The following is a 1,304-nucleotide window of genomic DNA, read 5'->3' as shown; positions in this document are numbered from 1 at the left end:
AGCATCGCTAGACCGATGAGGGCGTCGGGTGAGCGGAATCCGAAGGCCACCCTGGTGATGAGCCGGATCTTGGTGTTGACCGATTCGATGAGGCCGTTGGACAGGCCGTGGTCGATGGCAGCGAGGATCTCGGCGCGATGCTTGGTGATGCGCTGCTGGAGCTTGACGAACGATGCGATCCGGCAGCGCCGTGCCCACGCGACCCATCGGTCCAGCGCCTCGGCGGCCTCGTCTGCTGGGAGCTTGAAGACGGTACGCAGGCCTTCTTTGAGCAGATAAGCGCGGTAGAGCCGAGGATCAGTCTTGGCGATCCACGCAAGCTTCGTCTGCTGCTTGTCGGTGAGGTTCTCGGGGTTCTTCCACAGCGCGTAGCGGGCGTGCTTGAGAGCGCGAGCGTGTCCGGTTGCGACTGTAACCGCCCGGCCGTTCTGCCAACCGGCGGGGCGGGTGTGGCCCGCGCGTCTGGCCTGATTCCAGGCGTCTCGTCGCACGGCGTCGAGGGCATCGGTGGCCCAGCCGACGACGTGGAAGGGGTCGGCGCACCGGACCGCGGCTGGGCAGCGTCGCCGCACAACGTCCGCGATCCAGTCCGCGCCGTCGGCTGTGACATGGGTGATCTGGGCGCACCTGCCTTCGCCGGAGGCGTCCAGTGCGTCGAAGAACTCCTCGAGGGTGGCGCGGTCGCGTCCGGCCTTGGCCCACACCAGCCGGCCGGTGTCGTGGTCGACCACGACGGTCAGGTACTTGTGGTTGCGCTTGTAGGAGATCTCATCGATGCCGATGCGGCGCAGTCCGGCGAAGGCGTCGATCCCTTCGGCGGTGTCGGCCCAGACCCGGGCGATGATCGATCCCACGGTCCGCCACGCGATCCGCATCAACTGGGTGATCGCGGACTTCGAGCACTGGGTAGCCAGCCAGGCGACCTGCTGGTCAAAGCTCAACGTGTGACCAGCCGCGTGACGCGCCCAGGGCACATGCCGCACCGTCGGCCCATGGACCGGGCAGTTGACCCTTGGCGCGTCGGCCTCGAGGAAGACCTCGACCGTGCCCAGGTCCAGGCTTCGCCACCGTCGGCGTCCTTCTCCGTGGTCGTACCAGGCGGCTTTGATGCCGCATCGTCCGCAGCGGCCTCGAGCAGCTCGTCGCGGTCGAACGTGCGCGATGACAATGTCCTCGACATCGCTGAACTCGATCGCCTCGATGACGGTGTTCTCGACGCCCAAGAGGGCGCGCCATAGGGTGGCGTTTCGCACGCCGTTCTCCGTTCCGTGGTTCCTGACTCTCGACAAGCCAGAAACCTAGAG

General features: G+C 66.6%; 1 protein-coding gene. It reads right to left on the bottom strand.

All coding sequences use genetic code 11. The features are described 5' to 3' along the window. Nucleotides 1–1,253 (bottom strand): ISL3 family transposase (locus ACFPGP_RS23835; RefSeq protein ID WP_378594059.1); only part of this gene is annotated, 1,253 nt, incomplete at its 3' end. Nucleotides 1,254–1,304 lie beyond the last annotated feature (51 nt).

The sequence above is a fragment of the Nocardioides taihuensis genome (assembly GCF_042657275.1).
GTDB classification, from domain to species: Bacteria; Actinomycetota; Actinomycetes; order Propionibacteriales; family Nocardioidaceae; genus Nocardioides; species Nocardioides taihuensis.
The sequence above is the reverse complement of the archived record's forward strand: the minus strand, read 5'-3'. Positions and strand labels throughout refer to the sequence as shown.